This is a genomic window from Paenibacillus sp. J22FR21, assembly GCF_056269135.1.
Window position 1 is genome coordinate 728,181 of the sequence record NZ_JBWDNJ010000001.1, and the last position, 18,867, is coordinate 747,047.

Genomic DNA, 18,867 nt, shown 5'->3' on the forward strand with positions numbered 1-18,867 from the left:
TTTCCTTCAAATTAAGGAGAGAATTTACGTGCAAGAAGCCAAATTCACGAAAAGAGGTGCTGCTGTGCTGCAAACGGTTTTAGGTCGAATTTCAGCCAAGGATGCAGGACGAATTTTAGAACATGAGCATGTCATGGTAGGGTTTGTTGAAGACGCGAAGCTTACACCGAACATGTATGACCGTGACGAGGTGGTCACATCCGTCCTTCCGTCCTTGTTAAAGTTGAAGGAAGCCGGATGCAGCACCATGGTGGACTGCGCACCGGAGTATTTAGGGCGGGATCCTTACATTCTGCGGCAGCTGTCGGAATTGTCCGGAGTCCATCTAATCACGAACACCGGATTGTATAAGAAGCCGTATTTGCCTTCATTCGTTTATGAGATTTCAGAACATCATCTAGCCGATATATGGATTCGAGAAGCGCGGGACGGTATCGGAGAGAGTAAGGTGTTGCCGGGTTTTATCAAAATCGCGCTTAATGACGGCAGGGCAATCGACGATATTCAATTGAAAATCCTCCGTGCTGCTATGCGAACTTCACTGGAAACCGGCCTGCCGATTCAGTGTCACACGATAGGCCATGATAACGCCCTGCATGCTTACGAGATTATGAAACATGCGCAATTCGATCAGGAACGGTTCATTTGGGTGCATGCACAAACCTTTAAAGTCACTGATGTTTACAAGCGGCTTGCGGAGGCAGGAGGCTGGATTTCCATCGACTCCATATTGCCGGGGACGTATGAGGAGCATGTGGATTTGTTAGGGCAGCTGCTCAACGACGGCGTTGGTGACCGAGTGCTTCTGTCACAGGATACCGGCTGGTACAATGTAGGACAGCACAAAGGCGGAAATTTGCGTCCCTATCATCACTTATTTACCGACTTCTTCCCTGCAGCGGCGGCCGGTGGTCTCGAACCGCATTGGCTCGAGCGATGCGTTACGAGTCATGCTTTTCAAGCCATGAGCAGGCGCTCCTAAACCGAATAAGGGGAGAAGTTTTATCACACATTCCTTAAAGAAAAGAGATCTGCGCCATGATGCCTATTAAAAGAATGGAAGTGGAAGCCGAGCTCCGGAACTTTGTCGGGGCGGAGGTATATATTCACAGCGAAGCGACATCGTTTATGTTTGTGCGCAACTTCAAGGTGCGGGTTACGCATGCTTTTATCGCCGGTGAAGGGTCTTTCCGCGCCGCGCTCCGTTTCGACGGCCACGGCTGGCTGCGGATGGAGGCGCTTACGCATTTCGAGGTGGACGGGCAGGGTTGTCTGCTGCTAGCTGGCTATGACGACAGAGGTCGCATGAATGTCGCGCTGCATCTAGGAAGGGAGCCGTTTCCGGAATGAGCCATGAACAAGTGCTGAAACGCAAGCTGCTTGCTGTATTCGCCCATCCCGACGACGAGTCGTTTATTTGCGGGGGTACGCTGGCGAAATATGCTGCCGAAGGCGTCGAGATCACGCTAGTGAGCGCAACGAAAGGCGATATGGGACGCCGGATGGGTAATCCGCCGTACCTTAATCGCGAAACGATGGCTGCCGCCCGCGAGCAGGAGCTGCGGGAAGCCTGTGACTTCCTCGGCATCGGCAGGCTGATCTTCTTCGGCCTCCGCGACAAAACCGTTGAATTCGAAGACGAAGCATCGCTTATCGAGCGGATTGAAGCGCTTATCCGCGAAATAGAGCCGGATGTCGTGCTGACGTTCCATGAACGGTATGGCGGTCATCCGGACCACTGCGCGATTGGCAAGGCCGCGACGGCCGCCTTCCAGCGTTCCGCGGATAAGGGAGCGCTGTATTTCATTACGTTCGGGGACGCGCTGGAGCATCCGGAGCATTACGGACACACCAAGAACGACGTCATCCGTGTCGATGTGAAGCCGCACAACGCAGCTAAGTTAGCCGCTTTCCGCGCTCACCGCTGCCAGACCGAAATCGACGAGTGGGTATGGCAGTCCGATAAAGCCGCGCTGTCCAGGCTCGGAAAATATGAGTATTTCCTGAAAGGGAACGTCAACTCGCCGTCACGGGCTGACGATTTGTTCTGATTATGTTCCTTCGCCAAGCGCGGAAGCGGCCAGCGTCTGGATAACCGAGCTGTCCATCGGCGGGTTGTGCAAGCCGGCACGGACGTCGCGGTAATAGCGCTCAAGCGGGTTCGTGCGCGATAGGCTGGTGGCGCCGACGATTCGCATCGCGAGATCGACGACGCGGATGGCGTTGTTCGTTACCGTATATTTCGCCAAGCCGAGCTCCGGCTTCATCGCGGTTCGTTCCGTCGGTTCCTTGTCCCATCTGTCGGCCGCCGCATACAGCAGTGTGCGGGCGGTGCGAAGCTCGATCTCCATCTCCCCGATCGTTTGTTGAACGGAAGGGAGGGCAGCAATCGGTTTATCCAAGGAATTAGGCTTATAAGAGCGGGCGAATGCCAGTGCATAGTCGCGTGCGGCAAGGGCAATGCCCATATAACAAGCCGGAATATGCAGCAGCCAACCGCCGCCGTCATCCGTGCCTTTGCCGGTCAGTCGGCCGTCCGCGCCGGTGAAAGCGCCGTCCAGCACTACGTCATGGCTGCCTGTTGCGCGCATGCCAAGCGTGTCCCATGTCTCCACGATTGACACTCGGTCCGACTTATGGACAAGAAAATCGGCCGTACAATCTTCGTCCGGGAGATAGGCGGACACGACGAAACGGTCAAGAATTGGCGCCAGCGTGCTGAACGTTTTGCGTCCCGTGATCCGCCAGCCGCCGTCCGAGGCAACCGCGATCGTTTCCGGACGGCCGCCGCGGCTCGGACTGCCGGAGGACGCCTCGCTGGCGAACGTGTTAATCATCGTGCCATCCTTCACGACAGAGCGGCAAAGTGCTTCAAACGTCTCCGCCGGCCACTTTCCGGTCGTGCGCAAATGCATAATTTGGCCGAGGTGCCAGCCGACGGCAAGCGCAGTCGAACCATCCCCGTATGCAAGCCTTTCTTGCAGCAGAACGAACTCGTACAGAGAGATTTCGTCGCCACCGAAAGCCCGAGGAACGGTCAGCTTTAAATAGCCGTCCTTGCGCAGGTCGGCAAAATTATCAAATGGAAACGAGCCCTCGCGATCATACCTGGGCGCTCGCTCCGCGAAACGGGCTGCCAGTCGCTCGACGAGCGCAGCTCGATTGCGTTCTTCATCGTTGCGAATGGGGCTGTCAATGAATCGTTTCATTACGGCTCACTCCTTCTCCTCGTAGTATAACAACCTAATCAAGGATAGCGCGAGCACGTATATAAGCTGATTCATGTTCACTATGTTGAAGGTTTTCGGTTTCTGAGAATTTTGAACATTGTGGGAGAAATTACCTTTGCTATAATTAGGCTAAGAAAACCTAAGCAGCAGGTGATGAAGCATGCGTTACCAGGAATCCGTGCAGCGAGCGATTGATTATATCGAAACCCATTTAGAGGAGGAAATTGATCTCGCAGGCTTGTCAGAACGGTCCTATCTCTCTGTCGCACAATTGTACCGAGTCTTCTCCGCGCTTACCGGGCACCCGATTAAGGACTATATACGAAAAAGAAGAATGAGCGTAGCTGCCGATCACCTGAGAAACTCGAAGCGATCCATCGAGGATCTCGCATGGGAAAGCGGGTTCGAGTCCTATCACTCATTCGCAAAGGTATTCAAGAAGATTGTCGGGCTGACTCCATCAGCGTATCGCCAAGCTGACATTTATTTCAGCTTCGAACCGATTCGGTTGGAGGAACGGGTCGCTTACATGGAGGATAGGGAGCAGAGCGAACGTTTTCCGGACGTCAAAGTGATCCGGTTCATGCCGGAGAAAGTCTATGCCTACTTGCATATTTCGGAACAGAAACTGGAAATGGAGAATGAGGCTTTCCGAGTCGTTAATGAATTCTTAGTTGATTCCAAATCAGTTTCAAAGATGAGGATTTTCGGTCACAACGTCGATCTTCCGGAAACAGAAGGCAAGACGCAATTCGGTTACCAGGTGCTTGTGTTCTGCGAAGAAGGGCAAATTCGGCATCATGCTTTCGCGGAGGAGGCATTCGTCGGAGGTCTCTATGCCGTGAGAAAAGTCTCCGCCAAATCCCCGAAGATCGTTCAAGAGAGTTGGAACCAGCTGCTATCCGAATGGTTACCTAAGAGCACGTTCGAAATCGGTACGCATGCGTACGTCGAAGAATTCATCGCCTACAACGGCAAAGTTGCGCGAATGAACCTCTATCTCCCGGTACAGCGAAAGCTGCGCAACGAATCCATTGTAATCGTGAGTCTTCCGTCGACGGAAGCGTACTTCTGCAAAGAACAGGGGTTTGGGGCTCAAGAGGTCGCCGAATGTCGATTAATCGACTGGTATGGCAAGCAGTCTTCCGGCCCTAGCTGGAATGATGAAGGTTATTATTACATGTCGTACCACTATGGCGCCGGCGATTCCGAGACTTACTGGTGGGAGAATGGAATCCTTGTAAACGCTGAGGTAAATGTGCCAGAGACGGGTCTCGAGCGTAAGTGCATGGGAGCGGGATTGTATGCTTGCCGTGTATCCAAGACTTACGGACAGCTAACCGGCATACTGGATACGATGCATCGGTGGATTGCGGTTAACGCAGCGTATCGGTTCGATGAAGCCAGGCAATGGTTTGCCTCCTATCATCCATTGGAAGACGGGGATATCGAGCGGGATACGCTCGTTAACATATATATTCCAATCCTATTGATAGAGGAGTGAATTTAAGATGGGGTCTGTTACTTTGAAAACTCCAATTCGGACGGCTACAAACCAGAAAGGGTGCGAACAATGAGTCGCGATCCATTACGCACAGATATACCGAAAGACTATCGGCCGTTGATGGTACCGAAGGCTTTTAAATTGATTAGTGGAGGAAAAATCATGAAAGAACAACAGCAATCCATAGCGGAATCATTATCATCGAGTCCTATCAAGAACAAAGTCGGAAGCGTGTTCGTCCCGGTTCGGGATATAGAGAAGTCGCGCGATTGGTATTGCACGATTCTTGGGCTCAACGCAGCCGACGTTTCAATTTTATCCGGTCACCTGTGCCCGCTGCCGATGGAAGGCACCGGCCTCATATTGGATACGATGCCGCAATGGGGTGGGCAAGAGCCGGGTGGAGCACCATCAATCGAGACGCCGGCGTTTATGCTGATGACGGAGGATTTGCAAGGTTCCCTGGACTACATGAAGAAACTCGGGGTCGAGCTTGTCACGGAAATTGAGCATGACCATTGGTTCGTCGTGAAGGATCCGGACGGGAACAAGTTGATGATTTGCCGGGAATGATGCTAATGGCCGCCCCTTGCAACTTTCGCGGGAGTCTTCCCGTCGATAGGCATGAGGTGATGATCAGATGATGAGAAAAGCGGCAATTATTGGATTAGCTTTGCTGCTGCTGACGGCTTGCGGCCGAGTGGGAAGCAGCGGTCATACCGAAAGCGGTCAGACGTATGAGGCCGGAGATGATTTTCCAAAGGTGACTGAACCTTACGAACCCGAACAGGCGATACAGAACGGTGACGTTGTTAATCTGCATGGGAAATACTCGAATTTGGAGAAATGGAATCAATTTGTGAAGCATGTGAACGAAAAACAAGCCGGTCGCATGAATGTGCGGATTACCCAATATACGATTGAAGGGAGTCCGATTTTCTATGAGCTTACCTACGACGGGAAGCAGATTCATTATACGTTTGACAATAGCATGGATGCCTTCGGAAGTGATCTGGGCAGACCGAGTACGACATGTGAGGGCTTGGACACGAAGGAGAACGATCAAGGACAGTCGTTTGTTGTGCTGTCTGGCTGTGTAGACCAGAAGACGGCGGATACGTTCTACTTCGCAGCTAATGCCAAATGATCATTACGGTTGAAGGTGGCCTCTGCTTCCATTAGAATAGGAGGACATCAGCAAGAGGAAAGGCGTTCACATGTGGAAGTATACGTATCATCTATTTCGTGATCTATCTCCGGGGGTTAAGCGATTTATTGCCACGGAAAGTCTGTTTGGCATCGGGGCAGGCATCCTCAGCCTCATACTCAATCTGCATCTGCTTGATCTCGGATTCTCCAAAGGTGCAGTCGGTCAAATAACGTCGCTCGGGGCGCTCACCATCGGGCTGACAAGCTTGCCGGTTGGTCTCATCGTACAGCGTGTCGGACGCAAACGAATGCTGGTTATTGGGATGCTGCTCTCCTTTGTTTCGCTCGTTGTGTTTGGTTTCGGTACGAGCAGGGCAGCCGTCACAGCGGCGCAGCTCATCTGGTCGCTTGGGGTTACAGCCATCGTGAATTCAGAGATTCAACTGATCTTCCAATATTGCAAGAGCAAGAAGGAAGAGACGAATGCTTACTCCCTGTTATTTGCCGTATTCACGCTGTTCACGGGGATCGGCACACTGCTTGGCGGGTTTCTGCCGAACTGGATTCAGGGCAGTACGACGGTGTATCAATATGCGTTCTTCGTAGCAGCAGGCTGTTTTGCACTATCTGCGATCCTAAGAGGAATCTTATTACCGACGCCTAGCCAGGCACCGAAAGTAGGGCAAGAGAAGCAGAAGGAAGACGTGAAGGGAGAGGTCGGCAGACGGCAAAAGAAGCGGCATGCTGTTTATTTTCTGCTTGCGCTTTCGCTGCTCATCTTTAATTCCGGCTTCACCTACGGATTGCTCAGTCCGTTCTTGAATGTCATTCTGAAATTCCGGTTTGAGATGAATGATGACACCATCTCCGGTTTGCTGGCGCTATCCGGATTCTTCTTCTTCATTGGCTCGATCATAATGCCGTATTTCATCGAGAAGCTGGGAAGCCGCAGAAGCTTCATCATTCTGTTTCTCTACAACATTCTGATTGTGGCGTTGATGGCTGTAGCAATTCCGGCGGCGCCATTTGCAATTCTGCTCATGCTGCGCGGGACAGGCTTTACAATGTTAAACAACCTCATAGACAGTAATTCCATGTCCGCAGTAGCCGAGGAAGACCGCAATTTATTCGCGGGCATGCGAACGGTATCCCGCAGCATCGGCAATACGATTGCTTCCTTCTGGGCCGGGTATATTCTGGCCGGCGATCATTATTCGCTGCCCTTCGTACTGACGGCGGCAGCTACGCTGCTTGGTTTTATCGGCTATACGTGGTTTATTCAAGGGATGCTGGAGCGAAGAGGGCAGAGTGATCAGGCAAGACAAGGAACGGTTGAAGCGTAAGCGAGAACACGCAAATAAACGGCAAAGGCGAACAATCAGCCTTTGCCATTTATTTGTGAATCCAGCAATTGATTCGTCTTGGATTTCATGGCCGAAACGACCATTCGCTTGTGACGAACCGCGAGAAGCAGCACTTGTGCCTGCTGCCTGTGGGAGAGTTGTTTGAAACGGTGATCCTCCTTCAAGTAAGCACGCACGATTACCCAACTGGAAGGGGTTAACCGTTTGAGCATATTCTTCGAAGAAGCAGGTTCAGCCGCAGGCGGTTTGCGGGAGAAACGCTGCAGCCAATACTGAAGGCCGGCTCCAAGCTTCGATTCATTGACGATACAAGGAGCCGTCAATTTCTTCGTATGGTTGCGCAAATATTCGTAACGGTCATTGCCGAGCAGGATTCGATATTGGCCGTCCTTACGGTCTCTCTGCACGACGATGAGATGCAGGCCATCCCACATCAAATGGCGCAAATACCGAAGGCGGGCGGTCATGCCGACTGGCAAGCCGGGTTTGATTTTGCTCAGCGGGATGTAGCGGACTGTGAAACGCATCATGATCCCCTCCCTTATTGGAGGATATGGGGGCATCCATTGTCCTAGTCCTCGCGGCATACGCTACTTGCCTTTGCGAGACAATGCAGCAAGTGTGTCCCATTGTTCATCGGTGACATCGGCTAGACCGTTGAACTGGCCTGCACCTTGCAGCCATTCACCACCGTCGATCGTTACGACCTCGCCGTTGATGTAGCCGGCGTAGTCGGAGATCAGATAAGCAGCGAGATTGGCGAGCTCCTCCGGATCGCCGACTCGCCCGAGCGGAATTCGGCTGAGCAAGCGCTGCTCAATCTCCGGCGTAGGCATCAGGCGCGACCAGGCACCTTCCGTTGGAAAAGGTCCAGGTGCAATAGCCACCTGCCGAATTCCGTGTGGTGCCCATTCGGCAGCAAGCGAGCGGGTGAGCGCAAGCACGCCGGCTTTGGCCGCGGCTGAAGGCACGACGTAGCCGGAACCGCTGGAAGAAGAGGCGTAGGTGGTCACGATATTGAGCATCGTTCCAGAGCTGCCTTGCGCAATCCAGCGTTTACCGAGTTCTAGCATCGTGTAGAAGGTGCCGTGCAGCACGGTTCCGAGCACGGCATCCACTGCACGGTGGGAGAGGCGTTCGGTTGGACTGATAAAATTGCCGGCAGCATTATTGACAAGAACGTCGATATGGCCGAAATGACCTTCAACTGCATCCATCAGCGCTTGCACGGCAGCAGGATCACGAACATCACAGCTGTGGTAGTACACAGGTTCCGCTGCAGTCCAGGCAGAGCTCATTTCCAAACTTGCTCGCTGCAGCACCTCTTCTCGGCGGCCGGAAATGGCCAGTTTAGCGCCGAGGGAGAGAAATTTGTCCCCCATCGCACGGCCGAGACCGGTGGCTCCGCCTGTAATGAGCACGACTTTCCCATTCAATAAATCAGGTACAAAAGGTCCCATAAGCCGATTCTCCTTTATATCAGACATGCGGCAATTATGGTTATAGGTATGTCAGTAGGGCAAGCGGCATGACTGCATGCGCTCCAATGTTAAGTGGCGATTTGGCGAAGCTCCGGATAGTCCTCCAAATAACCGGCATGCTTCAGCTCAAGCAGCGCTTTGCGGATCGTTGACTCATTCTCATCGGATTGATCGGATAGGGCAATAAGCTCGGCTACGCTAGTGCTTGGATGTTCCTTGCAGTAGGTGAGCAACCCTTTCGCGGACCAGGACAGTCGATCGTCCTGAAATTCGCCGATTAAATGCCGAAACACTTTATGGGAGATCAGCTTCTGCTCGGTAAGATCCTGCATGGCTTTAATGACCTGCTTAATGGTCATTCGGCCCTTGCGGGCCATGTCAGGCACGCTCAAGGATAACGAGTCTGACGCGCCGGAACTGAGCACGATGTACGTCATTTGGGCATAAATATCGAGATTGGGCATCGAGAAAATTTCTCCGGAAACCGTGAAGCTGCGCGCCGAGGCTGCAGAGGATTCTTGCGACATATTGATCTTCCTCCATTTGGCAGAATAGATGGTATGCCTATACAATACGCGCAAGCAGCCTTGAATCAGGGGTATATGAAAAGTTTCTAACCTTACTTACCGATACATTTTCGCGCGGCATTGTGAGCCATGCGGTGCAGGGCGTTGTTCGTCTTATGACGGTGCATATGCGTGATACGGATCTCAATTTCCGGGTGCTGGGCACGCAAGCGCTTAAGGATTGCATGAATGGCATCTCGAACCACGGCATAGCGAGCATCGGCAAAATAAGCCTTCGTGAGCAGCCGCTCTATGGCGTGACAATCGGTGAAAACAACGGCAGATTTGGGCATGGGATGGAGCTGTTCCTCTGTTAAGGCATGTGCAAGCCATTCCAGACTGTAATAAATCGCCTGCAGTTCGCCATAATCGGAGCCGAGCGCATAATCATATTCGAGCCTCTTAGCCTGCACGCGAAGGGTTCGGTTGAAAACAAACGTGCAGGCAACCGCATGATTATGCTGCTCGGAACCGGAGTAGTCGCAATACAGCGAAATCATGCCGGAGTTGACTAGGTTCGCTCGGACTGCCGGCGTAGAATAAGCTTGTCTGGTTAAAGCATCCATCGTAGAATCCATCGTGATTGAGCACCGCCTTTTGCATTTTCTCAGTACCGGTGAGTGGCGTTGGCACTTACAATAGTTAGCATGGACAACAAAGCTGAGGGGCAAAACCGTGTCATGTGACAAAACAAAAAAGGGACAACCGATGCAACTCCGGTTGTCCCTTTTCTCCATGTCATCCACGACCTAAGGCAAATCAAGCAGCGTCTCAAACTCCGATAGATCCTCGCTATTTTCTTTATATATTCTTCTCCAGCTCATCACGACTTCATCAATAATACTAATTAATGCGGGATCGAATTGCGTTCCGCACGCCTCTTTGATTCGTTCAATCGCATCGTTAACGGATGCGGCTTGGCGGTACGACCGGCTTGATGTTATAGCATCGAATGTATCGGCTATGCTTAATATCCTTGCTTCAAGCGGAATATCAAGACCTGCGGCTCCGGTCGGATACCCTTTTCCATCCCACCGCTCATGATGATAGAGAACGCCGGGTTTTAATTGTCCCAGACCTGGAATTTTCTCCACCATCCGGCCACCGACAACCGTATGCGACTTAATGATCTCGTATTCTTCCTCCGTTAGTTTCCCAGCTTTCGTCAGCACCGATTCGGGAATGTTAATCTTTCCGATATCATGAAGCAAGCCGGATAACCGAAGCGTCTGCATACGCTGCTTATCCTGAAACTCGGGAAGTCTTGCGGCCAGCTCGACTGCATATTTGCTCACTCGCTCGCTGTGACCGAAGGTATAGCTGTCTTTGGCCTCGATCGATACAATGAACGTTTTGACAACCTGCTCAATCGTTGTTTCCATGGAATGAATAATCAGATTAACTTGATTGTTGTACAGCTGATCCAATTGTTTCGGCAGCAAGTAGCTGAATGTTCCGACGACCACATAAAGCAGTGCCCGATTGGATATGTCGATGGAGTCAAACACGCCGCTAACGAGAGGGTGGTTCAGATCTACGCCGAGCATCATGACAAAGCCAACAGCCGAATAAACGAACAATACTCTCAAATTACCATACATGCCCGCCAGAATAGGGATGACTAGAAAATAGCCCCATGCCTCTCTGTAACCGGACCCATAATATAAGCTGCAAATGACAAGAACACTAAAGGATAGAACGACATGCTGCATAATGATCGGCTTGATTTTGATAAACCGGTTGAGCGTTAGTATAACGACCAGAATAGCAACCGGAATGAGCAGAAATTTGATCTCGGCTCTCGAATACGGCATATGGAGCAGACGAAAAACGGAATTCCATCCAATGCTTAGAAGCAAATAGATGAGTGCAATCTTCAATATGTTTAAGCTGAGATTTCGCTGATGTGTTTTGTAGTACGAAGACAGTAGTTTTTTTCGTTCGCTCAGCATACGTCCATCCCATCCGGAGTAGTAGACTCCAATTCTTAAATCATACGATCACGTACACCTGATAACCTCTATGAATACGACAAACCTTTGGTATAGTGGATATATAATCCATTTGAACTAGGAGATGATAGATGAGGAGAGAAAAGTCCTATAGCAATCGACAACCTTGAGCCATTCAATCGCAGCATGAGATATACAGATTATTAAAATCAGTGTATCACTCAGCATTCGACAATAAAAGACCAAATGCAGAAAGAAGCAGCCGAACTTTTCATACTATTTTGCTGAAATATCGTACAAAAATCCAAAATAAGGGAGATTATACTTATGAAAACAGATAATCAATACTTTTACAGCGTTGCAAGAGGTAAATTACGTGAAAAAGCGATTAAGCTGCATGTCGAAAGATATATTGAAGTTGGTTTTTTTAAAAAAAACGAGAAAGATCCCTATCAAGCAAATTCTACCTATTTTACTTCGCAATCTATAGATTCGGATGAGGTGGTTGGTGTTACCCGTTTAATTTTCGAAAAGCTGGATGAGTTGCCTACTCTGCAAAACTTTCGCATTTTTGACATTGAGCGAATCAAACTTCAACAGCTTGATCTGATTCGGTATGCCGAACTGAGCGCATTTACTAAATTGCCTGCACATGACGTAGCGCTTGGCTTGCTGAAGACTGCCTTGCAACATTCACTTCATATTGGCATTACCCACTGGGTTTGCTGCGTTGATGAGAGAGTCTATAATTATATGAATCGGATTTTCAAATTCCCATTCCGACTTATCGGAGAATCACGCGTCTATCTGGGCTCGAATACGATCCCATGCGTTCTCGTGCTGGATGATGTATTGAAGACGGTTAGAGAAGAGCGTCCTGCGCTATACGATTATTTAGTTGAACAGGAAACTCGCTATTTGGAGGTGCTTAATTAATGAAAGAGCAATTTACCCGTAATTTAGGCATTATGTCTGAAATCGACATGGACAAGCTTCAGCATTCGACCATTGCGATTGCCGGCTGCGGCTGCATTGGCGGCTTCTCGGCTGAACTGCTTGCGCGAATGGGAATTGGTCGCCTCCTGTTGGCGGATCCCGACACTTTTGATATTTCCAACATTAACCGGCAGTGCGCAGCAACCTATCATACCGTCGGTATATCCAAAGTGACTGCACTCAAAAATCATCTGCTGGCTATTAACCCGGACCTCGAAATTATTGAATATCCAAACGGCGTCTCGGAAGCAAACGTTGGCGAATTCGTTCAAGATGCTGATTATGTCATCGATGCGATCGATTATTTCGCCTTTCCCGATGCGGTTGCGCTGCACCGCGCAGCCCGCAGCCATGGCAAGTATATTATTACGGCAGCGGCGCTTGGGTTTGGCACTACCGTACTCACATTTGCACCGGATGGGATGACGCTCGAACAAATCGCCGGCATCTCGGAAGATATGCCGATCGAGCAGTTGATAGGCGCAACATTCCCGCCGTCCAGCTATGCGGATAAGCTGCCTTCTTACGTGACGGCTGCCCATCTCCAAGAATGGCTGACGAATAGGACGATCCCAACGATCAGCGTCGGCCAAGCCTTAGGTCCGGGTGTGCTCGTATCGCAGCTTGTTCTCCATCTGCTAGGCAGGAAGAAGCCGCTGCTTGTGCCGGAATCTTTTCAATTGCAATTTGAAATGTAGTTTTAATATTGACCAAAAATTACCTTGCGCATATAGTTGAATTAATTTAATGAAGGTGAGTGATTCTTATGCAAATGCGTCCATTCCTGAACAAAACGGTGCGGAAGGGATAATCCAAAATGAGTCCCTTTCGTGAACAATGCAAACTCATGGAGGGAAGAATCGATGTCGTATAGCTATTATGGGAAATTATGTACCGAGGTTTATGATTTAACGAAGCGGGTCGGTCAGTCTATAGGCGGCGATCTGGAATATTATCAAGAACGGCTGAGCTCTTGCAAAGGGAAAATTCTCGAAGCTATGGTGGGTTCGGGGCGCGTCATTATTCCTCTGCTGGAGGCGGGAATGCCTGTTGACGGCGTGGATTATTCACCCGAAATGCTGGCATCTTGCCGCAAACGGTGCGAAGACCGAGGGCTGAACGTCAGATTATTCGAATCCAATCTCGTAGAGCTTGACTTGCCCGATCGCTATGAAGCGATCATTATACCAGCCGGCTCGTTCTTATTAATTGAGAATCGAGAGCAATCTATTGCCGCGTTAAAGCGGTTGTATGAGCATCTGCAGCCGGGCGGCAGACTGTTGGTGGATCTATTTCTGCCGGATACTCATTTTGAAAGTGGTGGGTTCAGCGGATCATCGACCTTTCATTTGCCGGATGGGGATCTGATCACGATGGAGGGCAAGCTGCTGGAAGCGAACTTCTTTGATCAGTACAAAGTGTCCTTATTGAAATACGAGAAGTGGCGCAAGGGTGCTTTGATCGAGACGGAGCTGCAGCGTTTTGCCTTGCGGTGGTACGGCGTTCACGAGTTTAAGCTCGTGCTGGAGAGTATCGGTTTCACGGATGTGGTCGTGTCGGCAGATTACGAGTATGGCCGGGCTCCAAGTAATGGGAAGCAGAGCTATGTGTACGAGGCGATAAGGAAATAAAAGATGAGGGCTGATTCAAAAGCGGGGTTGTGGCTTTTGGAGCGGCCCTTTTTTATGGTGAGGTGAATCTTAGTCGCCGAGTTGGTGGGGGGAGTAGTGGCGGCTTATCGAGAGTCGGATGTGGCGACTCTCAGCTGCAGATAGAGGGCGGTGGATACGAAAGAGAGGGGGCATGCACCCCCTTAGTCGGTTTTCATAATGTTCGCGTAGAACTGCTTCGAGGAAGTGAACAGCCCCTTGAGTGCGGCGTTCAGCTGTTTCTTATCACGCGAGGTAAGCGCGGCGAGTATGGCGGACCGCTGCTTGACGCTGTTTTCTTTGGCTCCCGGTACGCGGAGCAGCTTCAGGCTCGTTTCTCGTCTGAGGTGAATGCTCATTTGCATCAGCTTGTTGAAGATTCGATTGTCGGAGCGTTCGCCGATGCGAAGGTCGAAATCATCAAGCAGCTGGAGAAAAGCATCCGCCTCCATATGAACCGACTCGGTCATATGGGCGAGCTTACTGTCAAGCAAAGCAAGCTCCTCCTCGGTGAGCTGTCCGGCGGCGGAAAGGTAAACCTCGGTTTCAATAAGCTGCCTAGCCGCATAAACCTCATCGAGGTTATGCTTCTCCCGATGGAACATCCATGCAATCGTGTCCGAAGGAATCGGCTCTTCCTGTTTATTCACAAAGCTGCCTTCACCCGCTTTGATGGTGATGAGGCCGATAAGTGCAAGAGCTCGAAGCGCCTCGCGGACACGCCCGCGGGTAACGCTGAACCGCTCGGCCAGATCTCGCTCGTTAGGCAGCTGCGCACCAGGCTCAAGATGACCGTTCGTAATCAGCTGGGCGATCTGCTCCATAATTTGTTCGGTAACCGTGAGTCGTTTGACAGGTTCAATCTGTATCATGAGAGGTAGTCTCCTTAATTGGCACATGGGATTGAAAATTAACATTGATGGATGATCATGGTTCGTGATACGCTGGTCTCGTGGTACTACCAGAGAACCGAGCTTGGAAAAAGCTTAACACGAAACAGAAACCGAGTAAAGAACAGCCAGTCAGCCAATTAGCCAATTAGCCATTCAGTCAGTCATCCGCAAGTTATCCAGCTATCCAGCCATCCAACCAGGCATCGAGTCATCCAGATATCGATCCAGCTATCCATCCAACCAACCAGGCATCGAGACATCCAGCTATCGATCCAACCAACCAGCCATCCAGCCATCCAACCATCCAACCATCCAACCAGTCATCCAGTCATCCAGTATCCCATTCATTAATCTCTAAATTTATATGTACTCAATCCATCAATCCATCAATCCATCAATCCATCAATCCATCAATCCATCAATCCATCAATCCATCAATCGTGGTACTACCAGAGTACCGCGCTATTACTAGTCAATCATGATGAAAGGTGATGACAAATTGACGACAACATTAAGAGGCATTACATGGAACCATAGCAGAGGGTATGTGCCGAAGGTGGCGACCGCGCAGCGTTTTATGGAAACGCATCCAGGCGTGGAAATCACTTGGGAGAAAAGGTCGCTGCAGGAATTCGCAGATGCTCCAATCGAGCGGCTGGCCGAGCGGTATGACCTGCTCATTATCGATCATCCATGGGCGGGTTTCGCAGCGGATAAAGGAATCCTCGTTCCGCTGGAGCAGCATGTGTCGGCGGCTTTTCTCGCCGATCAAGCGATAAATTCGGTCGGTCGCTCGCATGAGAGCTACCGCTTCGATGGTGTGCAGACAGCGTTCGCCGTAGATGCAGCGACTCCGGTAGCTTCGTATCGGCAGGATTTACTTGCGGCTTCAGACGAAGAGGTGCCGCAGACATGGGATGAGCTGTTAGCATTAGCGAAGAAGGGCAGGGTTGCTTTTGCAGGGATTCCGGTCGATACGTTAATGAATTTCTATATGCTCTGCGTCACGCAGGGTGAGGAACCTTGCAGCAACAACAGCGAACAAGTAGTGAGCGAGGAAACCGGCGTCCGAGCATTGGAGCTGCTTCGCGAATTAACGGCTCTATGCCCCGAAGAGATGCTGCAATGGAATCCGATCCGAGTATACGAAGCCATGTCCTCGGGGGATCAAATCGCTTATTGCCCGTTCGCTTATGGTTACTCCAATTACGCTCGTGTTGGGTATGCGCGGTATTTGCTTCATTTTGCCGATATGGTGTCGCTCGGTTCATACGGGCCGCTTCGGTCCACGCTTGGCGGAACGGGAATCGGCGTCTCGGCACGATGCGCGAATATCGATCTGGCGGTCGAATATGCTGCCTACATGGCTAGCCCGGTGATTCAGCGAACCGTATTCGCGGAGAATGGTGGTCAGCCTGGACACCGTGCTGCTTGGGTTGACGAAGAGCTCAATCGGCGCACGAATAGCTATTTCCAGGCTACATTACCGGCACTTGACCGCGCCTACTTGAGGCCGCGCTACAGCGGATACTTGGATTTCCAAGACCATGCGGGCGACGCGGTTCGCGATTATATCATTTCCGGCGGGCGGCCGCAGGAAGTACTAGAACGCCTTAATAAGCTTTACCGATCATCCAGAATGGAGGCGGCGAAATGAAACCATTAGAAGGGCTGCTGGTATTGGATTTCAGTCAGTTTCTGGCCGGACCTTCGGCTGCGCTGAGGCTCGGTGATTTGGGTGCGCGGGTCATCAAGATCGAGAAGCCGGGGACTGGAGAATTGAATAGGCAGCTGTCGATCAAGAATCAGATGGTGGACGGCGACAGTATGCTGTTTCATACGATTAATCGGGGAAAAGAGAGCTATGCGGCGAACTTGAAGGACAGTGAGGATGCAGCAAGTGTAAAGGCATTGATTGCGCGAGCGGATGTGCTGATTGAGAATTTTCGGCCGGGGACCATGGAGAAGCTTGGTCTTGGTTATGATGCGGTCAAGGGGTTGAACAGCGGCATCGTATATGCCTCTGTGACAGGTTATGGTCAGGAAGGACCTTGGCGGGATAAGCCCGGGCAAGACCTGTTGATCCAATCATTATCAGGACTCGCATGGCTGAACGGGAATGCGGATCAGCCGCCCGTACCTTTCGGGCTCGCGGTCGCGGACATGTTCGCAGGTGCTCATCTGGTGCAAGGGATTCTAGCCTGCCTAGTGCGCAGAGGCCGAACCGGTCAAGGGGGACGAGTGGAGGTCAGCCTTCTGGAATCCGCGCTGGATCTCCAGTTTGAAGTACTGACGACACACTTAAACGACGGCGGGGAGCTTCCCCAGCGAAGTGCGGTGAACAATGCGCATGCATATTTGGGAGCACCTTATGGGATCTACGAAACGAAGAATGGCTATTTGGCACTTGCGATGGGCTCCGTTGTGCGGCTGGGTGAGCTGTTGGCGTGCGAGTCGCTGACAGCTTTTCAAGATTCGAAGAGGTGGTTTACGCAGCGAGATGAGATTAAACAAATTCTCGTAGCACATATCCGGACGCGCAGCACCGAAGAGTGGCTGCAAATATTGGAGCCGGCGGATTATTGGTGCGCCGATGTGCTGACGTGGGAGCGTTTGTTTGCGCATGAAGGATTTAAGGCGCTTGGCATGGTTCAAGAAGTAGGGCATGAAGATGGCGGCCGCCGACTTCAGACGACGCGTTGTCCGATTCGAATCAATGGCGAGCGGCTATTCGATACGAATGCGGCACCGAAGGTGGGGGAGCACAATGCGGCAATCGAGCAGGAATTTCAACTGCGCGATGCACAGTCTCCCGAGGGACAACAGGAGCCTAACGGAGGCGAGAGAGCTTGATCGACTTCAGCAGCAAGAGCGAAACCGAGCCTGGTGCAATGATGCTTCAACGACCATTGGAAGGGATGCTCGTACTTGATTTTGGGCAGTTTCTGTCTGCTCCTTCCGCCGCGCTAAGGCTGGCTGACCTTGGCGCACGCGTGATCAAAGTGGAGCGGGCAGGCAGCGGAGATATTTGCCGAAGCTTGTATATCTCCAATATGGAGCTGGACGGAGACAGCACGCTGTTCCATTCGATCAACCGCAACAAAGAGAGCTTCGCCGCCGATCTGCGCGATCCGATCGATGCAGCCGAAGTGCATGCGCTAATCCGGCAAGCGGATGTGCTCATACAGAACTTCCGCCCGGGTGTCATGGAACGGCTGGGTCTTCATTACGATGCCGTCAAGGCGATTAATCCAGCCATTGTCTATGGAGAAATTACAGGCTACGGGAACGAAGGTCCGTGGGTAGGCAAGCCGGGTCAGGATTTGCTCGTACAATCGATGTCCGGATTGACGAATGAAGGAGGTCTCCGCCGCGGATCGCCAATGCCGCTCGGGCTCGCGGTTACGGATATGATTGCCGGTGCGCATCTGGTTCAAGGCCTATTAAGCTGCCTTGTGCGAAGAGCAGTTACCGGAGTCGGAGCGAGAGTAGAGGTCAGCTTGCTGGAATCGGCGCTTGATCTACAAGTAGAGTCGCTGACTGCGTATATGAATCGCGAAGATGAGAAGACAAAGCCGCAATTTCAGCCGGAGTCCCAGTCGCACTCCCAATCCCAATCCCAATCCTCACACATTGCCATACCTAACAGCGGCATCTATGCCACGAGTAATGGCTACGTCACTGTGCTGCCGCGGGAGCAAGAAGCAGCTGAGGCAGAAAACGATGCAAACGATGCAAACGAAGTTGCTGCAAATGCTGCAAATGCAGTAAATGCTGCATCCCCAGAATCCTACCTGCTCGCCGCCCACACCATGACGTCGCAGCAGTTAACCGAAGCGCTTGAGCCCATCGGATACGAAGCTGCAACGGTGCTGAATTGGCGGCAGCTGCTGGAGGAGGAACATGTTCAAGGGCTGAATATGGTGCAATCCATCACGCGCGGCAACGGAACCACGATGCGGACAACTTGCTGTCCGATTCGCATAGACGGCATACAGTTTAGGTCAGCGAAAGGCTCACCGAAGGTGGGCGAAGATACAGCAGCAATCCGGAAACAGTTGATGGATCCAACACCTTAAAGGA

20 protein-coding genes are annotated in these 18,867 nt (G+C 51.4%); 13 read left to right on the forward strand and 7 right to left on the reverse strand.

Annotated features, from left to right (window positions below):
• Positions 1-28 precede the first annotated feature (28 nt).
• The 3 genes from AC0YNS_RS03745 to AC0YNS_RS03755 are packed head-to-tail and all read left to right on the forward strand — an operon-like array spanning position 29 to position 2,051.
• Positions 29-982, forward strand: a complete 954-nt coding sequence (locus AC0YNS_RS03745) for a phosphotriesterase family protein (RefSeq protein WP_475779669.1) — start codon at positions 29-31, stop codon at positions 980-982.
• A gap of 56 nt (positions 983-1,038) precedes the next feature.
• Positions 1,039-1,350 (forward strand): DUF1806 family protein, encoded by a 312-nt coding sequence (locus AC0YNS_RS03750; protein WP_475779670.1) that lies wholly within the window; start codon positions 1,039-1,041, stop codon positions 1,348-1,350.
• A complete protein-coding gene (locus tag AC0YNS_RS03755; protein WP_475779671.1) occupies positions 1,347-2,051 on the forward strand; it encodes a PIG-L family deacetylase in 705 nt (234 codons plus the stop codon). The genes AC0YNS_RS03750 and AC0YNS_RS03755 overlap by 4 nt, the downstream gene beginning before the upstream one ends.
• Here AC0YNS_RS03755 and AC0YNS_RS03760 read toward each other — a convergent pair whose 3' ends face one another.
• On the reverse strand, positions 2,052-3,209 hold the full coding sequence (locus AC0YNS_RS03760; protein WP_475779672.1) for an acyl-CoA dehydrogenase family protein: 1,158 nt from the start codon (positions 3,207-3,209) through the stop codon (positions 2,052-2,054).
• Positions 3,210-3,390: 181 nt separating this feature from the next.
• Here AC0YNS_RS03760 and AC0YNS_RS03765 point away from each other — a divergent pair, with 181 nt between their 5' ends.
• The 4 genes from AC0YNS_RS03765 (at position 3,391) to AC0YNS_RS03780 (ending at position 7,226) form a co-directional block, all read left to right on the forward strand.
• Entirely contained in the window at positions 3,391-4,734 is a 1,344-nt protein-coding gene (locus AC0YNS_RS03765) for a helix-turn-helix domain-containing protein (protein ID WP_475779673.1), read from the forward strand.
• 162 nt (positions 4,735-4,896) lie between these two features.
• Complete coding sequence (locus AC0YNS_RS03770) at positions 4,897-5,307, forward strand: VOC family protein (protein ID WP_475779674.1); 411 nt, start codon at positions 4,897-4,899, stop codon at positions 5,305-5,307.
• A 67-nt stretch (positions 5,308-5,374) separates the two neighbouring features.
• Positions 5,375-5,881 carry a DUF4362 domain-containing protein gene (locus tag AC0YNS_RS03775; protein ID WP_475779675.1) on the forward strand — a complete coding sequence of 169 codons (507 nt, stop codon included), beginning with the start codon at positions 5,375-5,377 and terminating at the stop codon, positions 5,879-5,881.
• Between the two features lie 70 nt (positions 5,882-5,951).
• Positions 5,952-7,226, forward strand: coding sequence for an MFS transporter (locus AC0YNS_RS03780; protein ID WP_475779676.1), 1,275 nt, complete (start codon positions 5,952-5,954; stop codon positions 7,224-7,226).
• A 35-nt stretch (positions 7,227-7,261) separates the two neighbouring features.
• Here AC0YNS_RS03780 and AC0YNS_RS03785 read toward each other — a convergent pair whose 3' ends face one another.
• The 5 genes from AC0YNS_RS03785 to AC0YNS_RS03805 form a co-directional block, all read right to left on the reverse strand.
• Entirely contained in the window at positions 7,262-7,777 is a 516-nt protein-coding gene (locus AC0YNS_RS03785; RefSeq protein WP_475779677.1) for a hypothetical protein, read from the reverse strand.
• Between the two features lie 60 nt (positions 7,778-7,837).
• Positions 7,838-8,707 (reverse strand): SDR family oxidoreductase, encoded by an 870-nt coding sequence (locus AC0YNS_RS03790; protein ID WP_475779678.1) that lies wholly within the window; start codon positions 8,705-8,707, stop codon positions 7,838-7,840.
• Between the two features lie 89 nt (positions 8,708-8,796).
• The gene (locus tag AC0YNS_RS03795; protein WP_475779679.1) at positions 8,797-9,255 is read right to left on the reverse strand and encodes a hypothetical protein; all 459 of its coding nucleotides are present in this window, start codon (positions 9,253-9,255) and stop codon (positions 8,797-8,799) included.
• Positions 9,256-9,347: 92 nt separating this feature from the next.
• Positions 9,348-9,872 (reverse strand): hypothetical protein, encoded by a 525-nt coding sequence (locus AC0YNS_RS03800; protein WP_475779680.1) that lies wholly within the window; start codon positions 9,870-9,872, stop codon positions 9,348-9,350.
• 171 nt (positions 9,873-10,043) lie between these two features.
• Positions 10,044-11,246 (reverse strand): HD-GYP domain-containing protein, encoded by a 1,203-nt coding sequence (locus AC0YNS_RS03805; RefSeq protein WP_475779681.1) that lies wholly within the window; start codon positions 11,244-11,246, stop codon positions 10,044-10,046.
• Between the two features lie 327 nt (positions 11,247-11,573).
• Here AC0YNS_RS03805 and AC0YNS_RS03810 point away from each other — a divergent pair, with 327 nt between their 5' ends.
• From AC0YNS_RS03810 to AC0YNS_RS03820, 3 genes are all read left to right on the forward strand, one after another.
• Positions 11,574-12,182: an N-acyl amino acid synthase FeeM domain-containing protein gene (locus AC0YNS_RS03810; protein WP_475779682.1), complete on the forward strand. Its 609-nt coding sequence runs from the start codon at positions 11,574-11,576 to the stop codon at positions 12,180-12,182.
• Complete coding sequence (locus tag AC0YNS_RS03815; RefSeq protein ID WP_475779683.1) at positions 12,182-12,940, forward strand: ThiF family adenylyltransferase; 759 nt, start codon at positions 12,182-12,184, stop codon at positions 12,938-12,940. The genes AC0YNS_RS03810 and AC0YNS_RS03815 overlap by 1 nt, the downstream gene beginning before the upstream one ends.
• 165 nt (positions 12,941-13,105) lie before the next feature.
• Positions 13,106-13,873 (forward strand): class I SAM-dependent methyltransferase, encoded by a 768-nt coding sequence (locus AC0YNS_RS03820; RefSeq protein WP_475779684.1) that lies wholly within the window; start codon positions 13,106-13,108, stop codon positions 13,871-13,873.
• A gap of 182 nt (positions 13,874-14,055) precedes the next feature.
• Here AC0YNS_RS03820 and AC0YNS_RS03825 read toward each other — a convergent pair whose 3' ends face one another.
• On the reverse strand, positions 14,056-14,763 hold the full coding sequence (locus tag AC0YNS_RS03825; protein WP_475779685.1) for a FadR/GntR family transcriptional regulator: 708 nt from the start codon (positions 14,761-14,763) through the stop codon (positions 14,056-14,058).
• A gap of 520 nt (positions 14,764-15,283) precedes the next feature.
• Between AC0YNS_RS03825 and AC0YNS_RS03830 the strand changes: the two genes are divergently transcribed.
• Genes AC0YNS_RS03830 through AC0YNS_RS03840 form a run of 3 tightly spaced genes read left to right on the forward strand, consistent with a single transcriptional unit; the run spans position 15,284 to position 18,863 of the window.
• Entirely contained in the window at positions 15,284-16,441 is a 1,158-nt protein-coding gene (locus AC0YNS_RS03830; RefSeq protein ID WP_475779686.1) for an ABC transporter substrate-binding protein, read from the forward strand.
• Positions 16,438-17,637, forward strand: coding sequence for a CaiB/BaiF CoA transferase family protein (locus AC0YNS_RS03835; protein ID WP_475779687.1), 1,200 nt, complete (start codon positions 16,438-16,440; stop codon positions 17,635-17,637). Before AC0YNS_RS03830 ends, AC0YNS_RS03835 begins: the two co-directional genes overlap by 4 nt.
• Positions 17,634-18,863, forward strand: a complete 1,230-nt coding sequence (locus tag AC0YNS_RS03840; protein WP_475779688.1) for a CaiB/BaiF CoA transferase family protein — start codon at positions 17,634-17,636, stop codon at positions 18,861-18,863. The genes AC0YNS_RS03835 and AC0YNS_RS03840 overlap by 4 nt, the downstream gene beginning before the upstream one ends.
• Positions 18,864-18,867 lie beyond the last annotated feature (4 nt).